Source organism: Aeromonas sp. RU39B, from assembly GCF_900156095.1.
Classification (GTDB): Bacteria; Pseudomonadota; Gammaproteobacteria; order Enterobacterales; family Aeromonadaceae; genus Aeromonas.
The window spans coordinates 228,933-242,432 of sequence record NZ_FTMJ01000004.1 but is presented as its reverse complement, the minus strand read 5'-3'; the positions used below and the strand labels follow the sequence as shown (position 1 = coordinate 242,432).

Annotated in this window: 17 protein-coding genes; 9 read left to right on the top strand and 8 right to left on the bottom strand. The window is 59.8% G+C overall.

Going from position 1 to position 13,500, the window contains the following annotated elements; translation table 11 throughout:
* Nucleotides 1-32: 32 nt before the first annotated feature.
* From BW958_RS08555 to hpt, 3 genes are all read right to left on the bottom strand, one after another.
* Nucleotides 33-806, bottom strand: coding sequence for an ABC transporter permease (locus BW958_RS08555; protein ID WP_076575310.1), 774 nt, complete (start codon nt 804-806; stop codon nt 33-35).
* Nucleotides 803-1,720, bottom strand: coding sequence for an ABC transporter ATP-binding protein (locus BW958_RS08550; RefSeq protein WP_076575309.1), 918 nt, complete (start codon nt 1,718-1,720; stop codon nt 803-805). Before BW958_RS08550 ends, BW958_RS08555 begins: the two co-directional genes overlap by 4 nt.
* Before the next feature lie 82 nt (nt 1,721-1,802).
* A complete protein-coding gene (hpt, locus tag BW958_RS08545) occupies nt 1,803-2,333 on the bottom strand; it encodes a hypoxanthine phosphoribosyltransferase (protein WP_076575308.1) in 531 nt (176 codons plus the stop codon).
* Nucleotides 2,334-2,525: 192 nt separating this feature from the next.
* On the opposite strand from hpt, the gene BW958_RS08540 reads away from it, so the two are divergent.
* Nucleotides 2,526-3,158 (top strand): TetR/AcrR family transcriptional regulator, encoded by a 633-nt coding sequence (locus tag BW958_RS08540; RefSeq protein ID WP_076575307.1) that lies wholly within the window; start codon nt 2,526-2,528, stop codon nt 3,156-3,158.
* Between the two features lie 49 nt (nt 3,159-3,207).
* On the opposite strand, the gene BW958_RS08535 is transcribed toward BW958_RS08540, so the two are convergent.
* Nucleotides 3,208-3,819, bottom strand: coding sequence for a flavin prenyltransferase UbiX (locus tag BW958_RS08535; protein WP_076575306.1), 612 nt, complete (start codon nt 3,817-3,819; stop codon nt 3,208-3,210).
* Nucleotides 3,816-5,183, bottom strand: a complete 1,368-nt coding sequence (gene mpl / locus BW958_RS08530; RefSeq protein WP_076575305.1) for a UDP-N-acetylmuramate:L-alanyl-gamma-D-glutamyl-meso-diaminopimelate ligase — start codon at nt 5,181-5,183, stop codon at nt 3,816-3,818. The genes BW958_RS08535 and mpl overlap by 4 nt, the downstream gene beginning before the upstream one ends.
* A gap of 159 nt (nt 5,184-5,342) precedes the next feature.
* Between mpl and ppa the strand changes: the two genes are divergently transcribed.
* Nucleotides 5,343-5,873: an inorganic diphosphatase gene (gene ppa, locus BW958_RS08525; protein ID WP_076575304.1), complete on the top strand. Its 531-nt coding sequence runs from the start codon at nt 5,343-5,345 to the stop codon at nt 5,871-5,873.
* Nucleotides 5,874-5,896: 23 nt separating this feature from the next.
* On the opposite strand, the gene BW958_RS08520 is transcribed toward ppa, so the two are convergent.
* Nucleotides 5,897-6,283, bottom strand: coding sequence for a hypothetical protein (locus BW958_RS08520; RefSeq protein ID WP_076575303.1), 387 nt, complete (start codon nt 6,281-6,283; stop codon nt 5,897-5,899).
* 176 nt (nt 6,284-6,459) lie between these two features.
* Between BW958_RS08520 and BW958_RS08515 the strand changes: the two genes are divergently transcribed.
* Together BW958_RS08515 and BW958_RS08510 are read left to right on the top strand one after the other, a co-directional pair.
* On the top strand, nt 6,460-7,323 hold the full coding sequence (locus tag BW958_RS08515; RefSeq protein ID WP_076575302.1) for a hypothetical protein: 864 nt from the start codon (nt 6,460-6,462) through the stop codon (nt 7,321-7,323).
* A gap of 183 nt (nt 7,324-7,506) precedes the next feature.
* Nucleotides 7,507-8,049, top strand: coding sequence for a YtfJ family protein (locus BW958_RS08510; RefSeq protein WP_076575301.1), 543 nt, complete (start codon nt 7,507-7,509; stop codon nt 8,047-8,049).
* A 43-nt stretch (nt 8,050-8,092) separates the two neighbouring features.
* Here the strand turns inward: BW958_RS08510 and BW958_RS20180 are convergent, their stop codons facing one another.
* Nucleotides 8,093-8,275: a hypothetical protein gene (locus BW958_RS20180; RefSeq protein WP_083687281.1), complete on the bottom strand. Its 183-nt coding sequence runs from the start codon at nt 8,273-8,275 to the stop codon at nt 8,093-8,095.
* A 148-nt stretch (nt 8,276-8,423) separates the two neighbouring features.
* Between BW958_RS20180 and BW958_RS08500 the strand changes: the two genes are divergently transcribed.
* The 5 genes from BW958_RS08500 (at nt 8,424) to BW958_RS08480 (ending at nt 12,381) form a co-directional block, all read left to right on the top strand.
* Nucleotides 8,424-8,990: a DUF2796 domain-containing protein gene (locus BW958_RS08500; RefSeq protein ID WP_076575299.1), complete on the top strand. Its 567-nt coding sequence runs from the start codon at nt 8,424-8,426 to the stop codon at nt 8,988-8,990.
* A 3-nt stretch (nt 8,991-8,993) separates the two neighbouring features.
* A complete protein-coding gene (locus BW958_RS08495) occupies nt 8,994-9,683 on the top strand; it encodes an ABC transporter ATP-binding protein (RefSeq protein WP_076575298.1) in 690 nt (229 codons plus the stop codon).
* Nucleotides 9,677-10,924, top strand: a complete 1,248-nt coding sequence (locus BW958_RS08490) for an ABC transporter permease (RefSeq protein WP_076575297.1) — start codon at nt 9,677-9,679, stop codon at nt 10,922-10,924. The genes BW958_RS08495 and BW958_RS08490 overlap by 7 nt, the downstream gene beginning before the upstream one ends.
* Nucleotides 10,925-10,947: 23 nt before the next feature.
* Nucleotides 10,948-11,421, top strand: a complete 474-nt coding sequence (locus BW958_RS08485; RefSeq protein WP_076575296.1) for a DUF3299 domain-containing protein — start codon at nt 10,948-10,950, stop codon at nt 11,419-11,421.
* Nucleotides 11,422-11,514: 93 nt separating this feature from the next.
* Nucleotides 11,515-12,381, top strand: a complete 867-nt coding sequence (locus tag BW958_RS08480) for a TIGR03899 family protein (RefSeq protein ID WP_076575295.1) — start codon at nt 11,515-11,517, stop codon at nt 12,379-12,381.
* 60 nt (nt 12,382-12,441) lie between these two features.
* Here the strand turns inward: BW958_RS08480 and BW958_RS08475 are convergent, their stop codons facing one another.
* Nucleotides 12,442-13,320, bottom strand: coding sequence for a type VII toxin-antitoxin system HepT family RNase toxin (locus BW958_RS08475; protein ID WP_179078832.1), 879 nt, complete (start codon nt 13,318-13,320; stop codon nt 12,442-12,444).
* Nucleotides 13,321-13,500: the final 180 nt, after the last annotated feature.

The window sequence follows — 13,500 nt, the reverse complement described above, 5'->3', positions numbered from 1 at the left end:
GCCCACGGCGCCTTTTTCATATCCAGCCAGACTCAGTGGCGCAGACCGATACCACGGGATATCAGCCACCAGGCCAGCGCATAGAGCGCCACGATAAACAGCCCGATAATGGAGTAGGCCACGCCGAGCGAGACATCGGAGATCCCCAAAAACCCGAAGCGAAACGCATTGACCATGTAGATGATCGGGTTGACCTGCGACACCCCTTGCCAGAACGGTGGCAACAGGTGAATCGAGTAGAAGACGCCACCGAGGTAGGTCAGCGGAGTCAGCACGAAGGTCGGGATAATGCTGATGTCATCGAAGCTCTTGGCAAACACCGCATTGATAAGCCCACCCAGCGAGAAGACGATGGAGGTGAGCAGCACAGTGATGCAAACGCTGAACAGATGGTGGATCTGCAGCGGCACAAAAAACAGCGACACCAGCGTCACGATAAAGCCAACGCACAGACCGCGCGCCACTCCCCCCCCCACGTAACCGGCGATGATCACGTAGTTGGGGATCGGCGCCACCAGCACCTCTTCCACGTTGCGCTGAAACTTGGCGCTGTAGAACGATGAGGCGACGTTCGAGTAGGAGTTGGTGATGACCGACATCATGATGAGGCCGGGCACGATGAACTGCATGTAGGTAAAACCGCCCATCTCGCCAATCCGCGACCCAATCAGGTTGCCGAAGATGACGAAGTAGAGGCTCATGGTGATGGCCGGCGGCACCAGAGTCTGGATCCAGATCCGGGTAAAGCGGGCAATCTCCTTGGAGATAATGCTCTGGAAGGCGATCCAGTAGGATTGCGGATTCATGCTTTTCTCCCCTCCTCAACCAGACGGACAAACAGCTCCTCAAGGCGGTTGGCCTTGTTGCGCATGCTGTGCACCGGGATCCCCTGCTCGCTCAGCGCCGCAAACAGGGCATTGAGTGACTGGCTCTTGTCGAGCTCCACCTCAAGCGTGCGCGGGTCGGGCTGACGGCAGAGGAACTGGGGCAGCACCGGCGCTGGCGTATCAGGCGCCAGATCGAGCAGGAAGGTCTCGCGCCCGAGCTTGCCGAGCAGATCCTTCATGCTGGTATTTTCGATAAGGCGACCCTTGTCGATGATGCCGATGTTGCGGCACAGCATCTCGGCCTCTTCCAGATAGTGGGTGGTGAGGATGATGGTCACCCCTTCACGGTTGAGCTCCTGCAGGAACTGCCACATGGAGCGGCGGATCTCGATATCCACCCCGGCGGTCGGTTCGTCGAGGATCAACAGACGAGGCTCGTGCATCAGGGCGCGGGCAATCATCAGCCGGCGCTTCATGCCGCCGGAGAGGGTGCGCGCAGCCATGTCGCGCTTTTCCCACAGATCGAGCTGACGCAGGTACTTCTCGGCACGTTCGCGGGCCACGGCTTTGGGGACGCCATAGAAACCGGCTTGGTTGAGCACAATCTGGCTCACCTTCTCGAACTGGCTGAAGTTGAACTCCTGCGGCACCAGACCGAGCTGACTCTTGGCCAGTTCCAGCTCTTTGTCGATGTCGTAGCCAAATACCTTGACCGACCCGGCACTCTTGTTCACCAGCGAACTGATGATGCCGATGGTGGTCGACTTGCCGGCACCGTTGGGGCCGAGCAGGGCAAAAAAGTCCCCTTCCCGGACACACAGATCGATGCCCTTGAGGGCCTCTACGCCACCGGCGTAGGTCTTTCTCAATCCACTGATTTCCAGTGCGTTCATGAATTCCTCTGGAGCGTCAGCACACTACTGGGAGTGATAGGTGAAGCGGCAGATCAGATCTGCCGCTGGCAACGGGCAGCGCTTACGCGAGCGGCACCACTTTGCCGATGTAGGGAAGGTTGCGGTAACGCTGGGCATAATCAATCCCGCAGCCCACCACAAATTCATCCGGAATAGCAAAACCGACCCACTGCACCGGCACGTTGACCTCGCGGCGCGACGGTTTGTCGAGCAGGGTGCAGATGGCCAGCGATTTGGGTTCGCGCAATGTGAGGATCTCGCGCACCTTGCTCAGGGTATAACCGGTGTCGATGATGTCCTCGACAATCAGCACATCTTTACCCTTGATGTCGTCATCCAGGTCTTTGAGGATGCGCACGTCACGGCTGCTGTTCATGCCGCTGCCATAGCTGGAGGCGGTCATGAAATCGAGGCTCACCGGCAAATCGATATGACGGCACAGGTCGGCCAGAAAAACACAGGAGCCGCGCAGCAGCCCTACCAGCACCAGCTCTTCGGTGCCCTGATAGTGGGCGGTGATAGCCTGTCCCAGTGCGACAATCCTTGCCTGCACATCACTTTCGGCGATCATCACCTCAACGGTATGTTTCATGGGGTACTCCATTGGCATCATGTGAATCACATGATACGACTGATTTCGAGGGCGGGAATTGTACCATCTGCCGTGGCTCACGTCAGGAACACGTCTCTCTTTCACCGGTTTAATTTAGTTGGTAAAGTGCTCAACGTTCACAGGCTGTTAGACACGACAACTCCTAATAAACCACTAAAAAGAACTGACAATATGGAACCACGCGCAGAAATAAGGCGGCGTACCCGGCTTTCGCCGGAGGCCCGTCGTACCCAGCTTATGGAGTGTGCCATCGAAGTGTTCTCCCGCCGCGGAATCGGCCGGGCCGGACACGCCGAGATTGCCGAACAGGCAAAGGTCTCGGTGGCCACTGTCTTTAACTACTTCAACACCCGCGAAGATCTGGTCGATGATGTGCTCGGCGAAATCGAGCAATTCATGCACAAGGTCATGACCCAGGCTTATGCCGCCGGTCAGCCCATCAACGCCTGCATCCGCCGTCACGTCGAAATGTTCATTGATGTTGCCTACGACAAACCCGATCACGCCAATATCTGGCTGGAGTGGAGTTCGTCGGTGCGCGAAGAGGTGTGGCCGCGTTACGTCAAGCTGCTCGACAGCAGTCTTGGCCACATCGCCCAGCACCTGCAATCGGCCATGGATCGTGGTGAAGTGGAGAGCTCGCTCTCTGCCGCCCAGCTGGCCCGCGGCCTGACCAGCTTTGGCTATCTGGTGATGCAGATGGTCAACGCCCCCGAGCGTCCGGACCGCCGCGACGTAGTGGATACCATCTATCACTACGTGACCGCTCCGCTCACTCTGCGTGCCCAAGGGGCCCGCGCCTGAGCATGACATTTTGCCTGTGGTGTGAATGTAAAGGCGGCCTCGGCCGCCTTTACTGTTTCTGGTAACCCCAGCGCTGCATCAGCTGATGCTCGATGCCCAAATGATCGAGAATCCGCGCCACCATAAAGTCCACCAGATCACCCACCGACTGCGGCTGATGATAAAAACCGGGCGCCGCCGGCATGATGGTCACCCCGATGCGCGACAGGCTCAGCATGTTCTCCAGATGGATCGGCGAGAACGGTGATTCGCGCGGCACCAAAATCAGCTGGCCACGCTCTTTAATCACCACATCGGCCGCCCGCTCAATCAGATTGTCTGAAGCGCCATGGGCAATCGCCGATACCGCCCCCATCGAGCAGGGGCAGATCACCATCTGTTTGGGCGCGGCAGAACCCGACGCCACCGGCGAAAACCACTCCTCTTTGCCACAAGCGACAATCTGCCCTTCCCGCGCGCCATAGTCGGCGCACAGTTGCTGCGACAGCGCCTGCGGCGACGCCGGCCAGTCGATGCCCTGCTCGGTTTTGAGCACCACGCGGGCGGCGCTGCTGGCCAGCACAAACACCTGATAGTCAGCCTGCACCAGACATTCGAGCAGGCGCAGGGCGTAAGGGGCGCCAGAGGCGCCGGTCAGGGCAAGCGTGATGCGTCGGGTCATAGCATGCCGTGGTATTCGCGCAGACGGGCCAGCAGCTTGTCGTGAATGCCACCAAAACCGCCGTTGCTCATGATGAGGATATGATCGCCGTCGCGGCTCTCGGCCACCAGACGGTTGATCAGGGTATCGAGCTCATTAAACACCTTGCCGGGTTTCTCCATGTGGGCGGTCACCTCACCCAAATCCCAGCCGATGTTGGGCGGCTGGAAGAAGAACACCTCATCAGCGCCGTTAAAGCAGCCGGCCAGCTCCTCTTTATGGACCCCGAGTTTCATGGTGTTGGAGCGCGGCTCCAGCACGGCCAGAATCCGCTCGCCACCGACCTTGGCGCGCAGTCCCCCGAGGGTGGTGGCAATCGCGGTCGGGTGGTGGGCAAAGTCGTCATAGACGCGGATGCCGGCCACTTCACCTTTAAGCTCCATGCGGCGCTTGGGCGAACGGAAGGCAGACAAACCGGCGATGGCGTGTTCAATCACCACACCGGCATGACGGGCCGCAGCGATCGCCATCAGACCGTTATTGACGTTGTGATCGCCGATGCACTCCCAGTGCACCTCGCCTTGCTTCTGGTTATCGAGCCACACCTCAAAGGCCGAGCCATCGTCAGCCAGCTTGACGGCGCGCCAGGTGGCATCTTCACCAACCAGCTCCACTTCGCTCCAGCAGCCCATCTTGTGCACGGCGGCGAGGTTCTGATCAGCTTTGGGATAAAAGACCCGGCCATTGCCCGGCACGATACGCATCAGATGGTGGAACTGGCGCTCAATTGCCGCCAGATCGGGGAAGATGTCGGCGTGATCGAACTCCAGATTATTCATGATCAGGGTGCGCGGCCGATAGTGGACAAACTTGGAACGCTTGTCGAAGAAGGCGCAGTCATATTCGTCGGCTTCGATCACAAAGAAGGGGGCGGCGCCCAAACGGGCCGACACCGGGAAGTTACCCGGCACGCCACCAATCAGAAAACCGGGTTCGAGCTTGGCATACTCCAGCACCCAGGCCAGCATGCTGGCGGTGGTGGTCTTGCCGTGAGTACCGGCCACGGCCAGCACCCAGCGGTCTTGCAGCACATGCTCAAGCAGCCACTGCGGGCCGGAGACATAAGGCAGGTTGCGGTTGAGCACATATTCCACACAGGGGTTGCCACGGCTCATGGCGTTGCCAATCACCACCAGATCCGGCGCCGGGTCGAGCTGGGCGGGGTCGTAGCCTTCAATCAGCTCAATGCCCTGCTCTTGCAACTGGGTGCTCATGGGGGGATAGACGTTGGCGTCTGAACCGGTGACCCGATAGCCAAGCTGCTTGGCCAGCACCGCGATGCCGCCCATGAAGGTGCCGCAGATCCCGAGGATGTGAATGTGCATACCGCTTCCTTTTCCTGTCATTGTGGGCGCCATTCTAGCAATCGCCCCACCGTTTGCCAGCGATGCACTCCTCATCCGCCGCCGATATGGTCATTTGAAGCAAGCTCGCTATAATGTCCCCCTGCATTTATTCATCGACACACCATTGAAGGAAACGTCATGAGCCTGAATCTGGTACCGGCTGGCAAGAGCCTGCCCGAGGACATCTACGTTGTCATCGAAATCCCGCAAAACGCCGACCCCATCAAATACGAAGTAGACAAAGACAGCGGCGCCATCTTCGTTGACCGCTTCATGGCTACTCCCATGTTCTATCCGTGCAACTACGGCTACGTGAACAGCACCCTCTCCCTGGACGGTGATCCGGTTGACGTGCTGGTTCCGACCCCGTACCCGCTGCTGGCCGGCTCTGTGATTCGCTGCCGTCCGGTTGGCGTGCTGAAGATGACCGACGAATCCGGTCAGGACGCCAAGGTTGTGGCCGTTCCGCACTCCAAGCTGACCAAGCAGTACGACCATATCCAGGACGTGAACGATCTGCCGGAACTGCTCCGCGCCCAGATCCAACACTTCTTCGAGCGCTACAAAGAGCTGGAAGCTGGCAAGTGGGTCAAGGTTGACGGCTGGGGCGACAAGGCCGAAGCCGAAGCTGAGATCATGGCTTCTGCCGAACGCTACGCCGCCAAGTAAGACGGCTTGCGACAGAAGGCGCCTCAGGGCGCCTTTTGTGTTTCTGGCGCAGCCGGCGCGGGTGTGGCATTTACGCTCGGCGTGGTACTCGCGCCCGGAGTGGTGCTGTTGCCCGAGGGCTCGCCGCGGATATACATCTGCTCGCCATCCTGCTGCTGATAAGATTTGTACCACTGTCCGCCGCAGCGATAACTGCCATCGTCCTGACTGACCACCTCGCAATTGACCGGCAGCACCTTGAGCCACTCGATCGCCTGCTGATGGCGCAGCCAATCCTGCCACTGCTGCTCGCGCACCAGCTTGTCGCGCAGGGCAAACACATCGACATGCTCATCACCGCGCGTCACGGTCACGCTACCGGCCAGCGCCGGCAGCGCCACTAATCCAAGCACTGCGATCACTCTGTTCATCGTTGCATCTCCTTGATGTGCGCTCGTTACGCCCAGCCGCCATCTGCCACTTTACCGACCCGCAGCCCGTTAAAAAAGTTGACGCGGCAGCGGCAAACTTTCCCCCATCACCTACACATTAAAGGGTGTCTCACTGCCTGTGCAGTGCCCTGTCAACCCATCGGGAGAGAACAGCCATGACGTGGTTCCCCTCTGCAGTGTGCAGTCTTTTGCTCACGGTTGCAGCCAGCGCTTCGCCCTTGCAATGGCAGTGGCAATCAGTGCAAGGCAAGCAGCAAATCGCCTTTGAGGTCAGCGAGCGCGACCTGCGTGCCAGCGAGCTGGAGATGCAGCGCCTCGACAGCGCGCTGAACTTTCCCATCGAGAGCCTCTACTCCAAGATGGGCAGCAAGCTGGAAGGCAGTCTGGTCGAAATTAACCGCGTGACGCCGGCAGACAACCTGAAATTTGCCAGCCTCGAGCAGGCGCTCGCGCTGCAAGATGACAGCATTCCCTCGATTCTGTTCTGGCAGGCCTATCAGCAATATGAAGAAGATGCCTTCTTTGAGATGCGTATCGTGCCCTGCCAGAGCCAAGATCGCACGCCGTGCGTGCGCCCCAACTATTCGCAGCTGTTTTATGGCCTCAAGCATGCGCTGCAGCCGCTGGCCCGTCAGTTTGTCCGCCCCGATATCCGCCAGAGCGTCACGCTGTTGCAAGAGTGGCTGGCGCGGATCCCGGCGGGTCACGAGCAGCAGGATCACTTCACACCGCCGCTGCAGGCCCTTGAGCGCAATCAGGCCGACAGCGATGAAAAGGCGCTGCTGATGGCGGTGCTGCTGGCCGAATTGGCACCGCGTTATGGCCTGCGACTGGTTTATCCCGACAACAGCCGTGGCAGCGTGTCACCGGCCTGGCTGATTATCAGCGCCGACAGCGGCTTGCCGGGTGCCACCATCATGATCAACCAAAAACCGCATGTGCTGCTCACCGGCAATCTCGGCGATGTCAAAAAGCTGATGGATGCCCGGGTGCAGCTGGTCAGCGAATCTCTCTACTGACAGCGCGACTGGTTAGACCTCATCGACTCACATTGCTTTTGGGGCGTGGCATGGCATGCTGCGCCCCGGATTGCGATTGCCGATTTTAACACTTTTTAAACAGGTCTGATGAGTTTAGGATACAGACGTCGGCTTTCTTCAAGCCCCAACCCGTTATAACATAACAACAGGAGTGTCATGAGGATGAAATATCTGGCCCTGACCCTGGCCCTGCTCTCCCCGCTGGCCATGGCGCACAATTTTCAGGAATCGGCCCCGTTACCGCTGGTCAAGGTGAGTGACAAGGGCGAGCTGGTACTCAATGGCAAAGAGGTGAGTTATCAGAGCTGGCAGAGCAGTGCCCTGACCGGCAAGGTATTTCTGGTGCAGCACATCGCCGGTCGCAGCAGTGCCAAAGAGCTCAATGCGCCGATGATCGAGGCTATCAAGGCAGCCAAACTGCCCCATGACCAGTATCAGACCGTCACCGTGATCAACAGCAATGACGCCATCTGGGGCACCTCGGGTTTCGTCAAAAGCAGTGCCGAAAGCAGCAAGCAGGAGTTTCCCTGGTCGAGCATCGTGCTCGATGCCAAGGGAATGGCGCGTAACGCCTGGGGCCTGAACCCGGAAAGCTCGGCCATCGTGCTGCTGGGCAAAGACGGCAAGGTGTTGTTTGCCAAAGACGGGCAACTGGCACCGGCCGATATCGACAACGTGATGGCACTGATCAAGTCCCATCTTTAAGCAGTGAGGTCAACGGGGCAGCGCCCCTTGCAGTATGGTCAGGTTACGCGCTCTGCTCTGGATATGGCTGGCGGGCTGGTTGTGGATGCAACCGGCCCTTGCCCTGCACCAGATAGATAGTCTCTCCCCCGACCATTCGCACCACTGCGCGGTGTGCGCCATGCATCTGGATGGCGCCCATCTGCTGGCCACTCACCTTCACCGGCCGCTTATCACGCCGCAACATCCCGAGCCCGCCAGCACGCTTGCGAACTCCCTTATCCCCCCAGTCAGCGCGTATTGCACCATTCGAGCCCCTCCCGTCCGGTTGTCACGTTAAACCACGCCACACGGCAACCTTTGCTCAATCTTATTGACCGATATGGGAGTATCGAATGAAAGCTTTCGCTCTGACGCTGGCACTGGCCAGCTTTGCGGCCAGTGCCGACCACCATTCTCACGACAACACCGCCGGCCACGGCGCCCATGAACATGGCCACGGCCAGTTCAATCTGGTGCTGGATGGCGATCAGCTGATGCTGGAGCTGCAAGCTCCGGCGGCGGATCTCATTGGTTTTGAACATAAGGCCAGCAGCGACGCCGAAAAAGCGCAGCTCAAGCAGGCGCTGGCGCGCCTGAACGCGGCAGACACGTTGTTTACCCTGTCGCCGGATGCAGCCTGCAAACTGACCGAGCAGCAGGTGGAAGTGGGCCATGATGAACATGACCACGACCATGACGCCGCCCACGAGCAGGATCACGACGATCATGACGGGCACGAGCACGCCGATGTGCACGCCACCTACACCTTCACCTGTGCCAAACCCGATGCGCTCAAAGGCATCACAGCCACCCTGTTTGGGCTTTACCCAACGCTGCAGCGCCTGACTGTACAAGGCATCGTGCCCGGCAATCAGGTGGCAGGCGAACTGACCCCGAGCGACAACACACTGAGCTGGTAAGTCATGGGCAACCCTGTCGTCACACTGCGTGATCTGGTCTTTGCCTGGCCACATCACGAACCGGTGCTGGAGATCCCCGAGCTAACCCTTTATGAAGGCGAGCGCGTCTTTATCAAGGGGCCTTCCGGCTCGGGCAAATCCACCCTGCTCAGCCTGCTGGCCGGTATCCACACCGCGCAACGAGGCACACTTGAGGTACTCGGCCAGTCACTGGCCGAGCTATCTGCCTCGTCGCGGGATCGCTTCCGCGCCGCTAATCTGGGCTACCTGTTCCAGCAGTTCAATCTGCTGCCCTACCTGTCGGTGCTCGATAACGTCACCTGCGCCCTCACCTTTTCGCCACAAAAGCGGACCCGCCTACTCGGTGGCGAACAAAAAGAGGCGCGCCGCCTGCTCGCAGAGCTGCAGATCCCGAGCGCCTTGTTCGAGCGCCCGGTGCATGCCCTGAGCATCGGTCAGCAGCAGCGGGTGGCCGCGGCGCGGGCGCTGATTGGCGCGCCGCCTTTGGTGATTGCCGATGAGCCAACCTCGGCGCTCGATACCGACAATCGCGCCGCCTTTATCCGCCTGTTGTTCGAGGAGTGCGACAAGCAGGGCTCAACCCTGATATTTGTCAGCCACGACCCCTATCTCGAGCCGCTGTTTGGCCGGGTTGAAAGTCTGCCGGCCCTGAACCGGAGGTCCACATGCTGAAACTGGCGTTATCCAGCCTGTGGGCGCGGCGCCTGACCGCCACGCTGACCATGCTGGCGGTGGCTATCAGCGTCACCTTGCTGCTTGGGGTCGAGCGTGTGCGCACCCAGGCGCGGGAGAGCTTTGCCAGCACGGTGTCGGGCACCGATCTTATCGTTGGCGCCCGCTCCGGTCAGGTAAACCTGCTGCTCTATTCGGTGTTTCGCCTTGGCAACCCCACCAACAATGTCGGTTGGGATGCTTATCAGGAGATTGCCAAACTGCGCGGCATCGCCTGGACCATTCCGCTCTCGCTCGGTGACTCCCACAAGGGATTTCGGGTGCTGGGCACCAGTGGCGATTACTTCAAATACCTGCGTTATGGCCGCAACCAGCCGCTGCAATTGAGCGAAGGGCGTCCTTTCACCACGCCGTTTGAGGCGGTGCTGGGCGCCGAGGTGGCGAAAAAGCTGCGCTACCGGCTCGGCCAATCCATCGTGATCGCCCACGGCGCTGGCAACACCTCGTTTTCGCTGCATGACAACCTGCCGTTCAAGGTGGTGGGGATTTTGGCGCCGACCGGTACGCCGGTCGATCGCACCGTTCATGTGCCACTGGCTGGTATCGAGGCGATCCACCTCGGTTGGGACAGCGGGCGCCACAGCAAGTCGGTCACCGCCGAGCAGGCGCTGGCGCAAGATCTCACCCCCAAGACCATCACCGCCTTTATGGTGGGCCTTAACCAGCGCATTCTTGCGTTCCAGTTGCAGCGCACCATCAACACCTGGCTCAGCGAGCCGCTGATGGCAATCCTGCCCGGCGCCGCCTTGCAGGAGCTGTGGAGCCTGATGAGCGTGGCAGAGACGGCGCTCTCGGTGATCGCCGGGTTTGTGGTGGTGGCGGGGCTGATTGGCATGCTGACCACCCTGCTGGCCGGGCTCAACGAGCGGCGCCGCGAGCTGGCGATTTTGCGCTCGCTCGGCGCCCGTCCCCTGCACCTGTTTGCGCTGCTGGCGCTGGAAGCTGCAGCCCTCACCACAGCCGGTTTGCTGGTGGGCGTGTTGCTGCTCTATGGCGCCGAGGCACTGGCCATGCCCTGGCTGCTGGATCGCTATGGTTTGCAACTTATGCTCAGCTGGCCGAGCGAACGTGAGCTCTGGTTGCTGGCGCTGGTGTGGATAAGCGGCTTGGTGATAGGTCTGCTGCCTGCCTGGCGCGCCTATCGCTATTCGCTCAGCGATGGCATGAGCATCCGGTTATGATCCCTTTGCAACAAGGAGCCTTGATGAAACGACTGTTAGCGCTGCTGCTGGCCCTGCTTTGGGTCTGTCCGGCCAGTGCCACCCAATATAAAACCCTCGACTGGGATGCCTTAATCCCGCCCGGTGAGAAAGTGGTGCCGCCGCCGATGATCAACCACGACGCGCCGGCCGCTGAGCAGCCACAGCCGGTCGGTGGCGTGGTGCAAACCCTTGATCAGCAGACGGTGCGCATGCCCGGCTTTGTGGTGCCGCTGGAGGGGGATGCCGAAAAGGTGACCGCCTTCCTGCTGGTTCCCTACTTTGGCGCCTGCATTCACGTGCCGCCACCGCCGACCAACCAGGTTATCTATGTGCAGTACCCCAAAGGGGCGCCGGTGGATGACTTGTGGGATGCCATCTGGGTCAAGGGCACCATGAAGGTAGTGAGCTCCAACCACGACATGGCCAACGCCTCATACGCCATGGATGCGGTAGAGGTGGTCCCTTACGACCAGTAATCAGTGAGCCCAAAACCACCGCGACGCGGTGGTTTTCTCGTTCTGGGCGACAGAGTAAGATGACCACTCTTATCCACTGCGTACTGGTGCGCCATGTCCGATCTGCCGCCACCCAAACGTGACTCCAGCAGTATCCTGAGCAGCCAGGAGCAGACCCTGCGACTGGCCCGCAGCCGTCATATCGACGGCATGCTGACCAAAAACAGCGACAGCACCTTTGAGCAGCGCGCCAGTGCACGGCTCGCCACCGAGCAAGCCACCCGCCAGCGCAATCTGGAAACCATCATGGTGATGGCCTCGCGCCAGTGCGGCGAGAGCGCCGCCGGGGGCGATGTGGACCCCGACTGGCTGACCCGCTTTTTGCAGCTGGCCGAAGAGATAAGCTCGGTGCCGATGCAGCAGTTGTGGGGACAGATCCTCGCTCTGGAAATCGCCACACCGGGCAGCTTTTCGGTGCGCGCCCTGGTCACCCTCAAAGAGATGACCCAGCGCGATGCCCAGCTGTTCCAGCGCCTGTGCGCCCTCTCTTGCGCCTATGTCGGTAATGACGAGCGCCGCCTGCTGATCGGTATTTTCAAAGGCTCAACTCTGCTTAGCCGCGCCCGGGTGTCACGCCTTGGCCTTGGCAAATATCGCCTGCCCTATAACGCCCTGTTGCAGCTGTTTGAACTGGGGTTGCTGCACAAAGGCGAGCTCGAATCCGGCGCCCTGCCGGCCGACGGGCTGGAGCTGGAATTTACCAACCAGCGCTGGCGCCTGCGCAGCCGTCAGAGCAACACCAAATTGCTCTATTACCGCCTGACCCCGGTCGCCAACGAGCTGGCCCAGTTGCTGCGTGACGTGCCCCCCGAAGAGTACCAGCAAGATCTGCAAGTGCTGCTGGCGCAAGGTATGCAACTCGAAGTCGCCATGCTGGCACCACCCATTGCGACCGATGGCAGTGAAGAGAAAGGGGGCTGATGCCCCCTGATTTATCAGTGCGTTATCCCGCCATACCCGGGTGCAGAAACCTTGAGATCGTTAAACATAAGGTAGTTTGCCCAAATGCGCGGCCAGCCAGTCCAGCCCTTGATGGGCAAAGGTAAAGAGCTGATCGCTATAACCTTGGCCGATCACGCTGCGAATAATGTCAGGGTCAATATTGAGATAGTCGTGCACCAGCGCATTACGCAGCCCGATAATCTTGCGCCAGCCAAGCAGGCTATCTGCGGCAAGTTCGCCGCGCTGAGACAAGATCTCGAAAGCCTGATAAGCATCTTGCGGCGTATGCCCCGCCAGTGCCCTCGCCCAATGTTTTGACACGCCAATACACGCTTCAATCGTCACTTGAAGCGTCCGCTCTGCGGCGCGGTATTCCAGATTGGAGAGCGCACGCTCTGCCAAGATGGTGCGGATCTCTGATAACTCGGCCTGATAGCGTGACAGGCTGATACGCAAGGCGCTGATATAGGCGTTATCGCTGCTTTCATTGCTGGAGTAGTTCGCCCATGCCGCAGAAGAAAAATCGATCTCCTGCCGGGACATAATGCGCGCCTCTTCCTGTAATCGCCGCCCTTCGTCACGACTATAAAGCAGGTGATTGGCGGCCACCACGGCAAACGCCAACGGAATGGGAGCCTGATTGATATCCAGCACAGAGAGCGCACCATCAGCCAATCCCAAGGCTCGCTGCCACTCCAGCGCCAACAGCTCTGGCCGTAACCGGTTCTCAAGCACAACGCCCAACGGACCGTCCTGTTTGACTGGGTCAAACGCCACCGCCAGATCCCAATCACTGGCCGGGTCGTGCGTACCTTTGGCCCGTGAACCATAGAGCCAAAGAACCTGTACCTGAGGATTGCTGCCGGCAAGGCTGGCCAGCTTACCCAGCATATCGCCATCCGCTGTAATATCGGGCATGACCTGATTACTGAAAAGGTGGATGAGTATGGTGCCACAAGGCTGAGGGATGGAGCCAATGTCGCTTGTTAGCGGGGCCATCAATGTGCCCACTCTTCCCGTTCACCCTTCGTTATCAACGCTGTGCGCAAACAGGCTGGATGGGTAAGCCGAGTCTCCGGCCAAAGGCAGGGGCTCAGT

Coding starts and splice junctions, on each gene's coding strand:
- BW958_RS08555 (WP_076575310.1), bottom strand. CDS start 806: ATGAATCCGCAATCCTACTGGATCGCCTTCCAGAGCATTATCTCCAAG.
- BW958_RS08550 (WP_076575309.1), bottom strand. CDS start 1,720: ATGAACGCACTGGAAATCAGTGGATTGAGAAAGACCTACGCCGGTGGC.
- hpt (WP_076575308.1), bottom strand. CDS start 2,333: ATGAAACATACCGTTGAGGTGATGATCGCCGAAAGTGATGTGCAGGCA.
- BW958_RS08540 (WP_076575307.1), top strand. CDS start 2,526: ATGGAACCACGCGCAGAAATAAGGCGGCGTACCCGGCTTTCGCCGGAG.
- BW958_RS08535 (WP_076575306.1), bottom strand. CDS start 3,819: ATGACCCGACGCATCACGCTTGCCCTGACCGGCGCCTCTGGCGCCCCT.
- mpl (WP_076575305.1), bottom strand. CDS start 5,183: ATGCACATTCACATCCTCGGGATCTGCGGCACCTTCATGGGCGGCATC.
- ppa (WP_076575304.1), top strand. CDS start 5,343: ATGAGCCTGAATCTGGTACCGGCTGGCAAGAGCCTGCCCGAGGACATC.
- BW958_RS08520 (WP_076575303.1), bottom strand. CDS start 6,283: ATGAACAGAGTGATCGCAGTGCTTGGATTAGTGGCGCTGCCGGCGCTG.
- BW958_RS08515 (WP_076575302.1), top strand. CDS start 6,460: ATGACGTGGTTCCCCTCTGCAGTGTGCAGTCTTTTGCTCACGGTTGCA.
- BW958_RS08510 (WP_076575301.1), top strand. CDS start 7,507: ATGAAATATCTGGCCCTGACCCTGGCCCTGCTCTCCCCGCTGGCCATG.
- BW958_RS20180 (WP_083687281.1), bottom strand. CDS start 8,275: ATGTTGCGGCGTGATAAGCGGCCGGTGAAGGTGAGTGGCCAGCAGATG.
- BW958_RS08500 (WP_076575299.1), top strand. CDS start 8,424: ATGAAAGCTTTCGCTCTGACGCTGGCACTGGCCAGCTTTGCGGCCAGT.
- BW958_RS08495 (WP_076575298.1), top strand. CDS start 8,994: ATGGGCAACCCTGTCGTCACACTGCGTGATCTGGTCTTTGCCTGGCCA.
- BW958_RS08490 (WP_076575297.1), top strand. CDS start 9,677: ATGCTGAAACTGGCGTTATCCAGCCTGTGGGCGCGGCGCCTGACCGCC.
- BW958_RS08485 (WP_076575296.1), top strand. CDS start 10,948: ATGAAACGACTGTTAGCGCTGCTGCTGGCCCTGCTTTGGGTCTGTCCG.
- BW958_RS08480 (WP_076575295.1), top strand. CDS start 11,515: ATGTCCGATCTGCCGCCACCCAAACGTGACTCCAGCAGTATCCTGAGC.
- BW958_RS08475 (WP_179078832.1), bottom strand. CDS start 13,320: ATGCCCGATATTACAGCGGATGGCGATATGCTGGGTAAGCTGGCCAGC.